The 300-nt window shown below is 58.7% G+C and carries 1 protein-coding gene; it reads left to right on the top strand.

Features of this window, described 5'->3' with window-relative positions; genetic code table 11:
* A partial coding sequence (locus tag I8J34_RS24390) for a hypothetical protein (protein ID WP_214364213.1) occupies positions 1 to 300 on the top strand: 300 nt, incomplete at both ends.

Raw genomic sequence — 300 nt, 5'->3', positions numbered from 1 at the left:
CCATCATCGACGCCAACATCGGCCCCTACCGGGTCAGCGAATGGGATGTGTGCGAGCCGCTGCTCGCAAGCCTTGCGCCGGACATGCTGCTGATGGCCGATCGTGGCTTCACCGGCTATCTGTATTGCCCCCTGAGTCAGAATAGTTGTCGCCTCGATAGAATCCAAAACCCGGGGGCGATGAGAAGAGAACGAAGTGGCTCGATACGGACAAAAATTCAAGGACAAAGCGCTCGCTCGACTGTTGCCGCCGGAGGGCGCCTCAGTGGAAGCGGTTTCCCAGGAACTGAGCATTTCGGTG

The sequence above is a fragment of the Denitromonas iodatirespirans genome, from assembly GCF_018524365.1.
In the GTDB taxonomy this organism is placed as follows: Bacteria; Pseudomonadota; Gammaproteobacteria; order Burkholderiales; family Rhodocyclaceae; genus Nitrogeniibacter; species Nitrogeniibacter iodatirespirans.
This window is presented reverse-complemented; position numbering and strand designations above follow the sequence as displayed.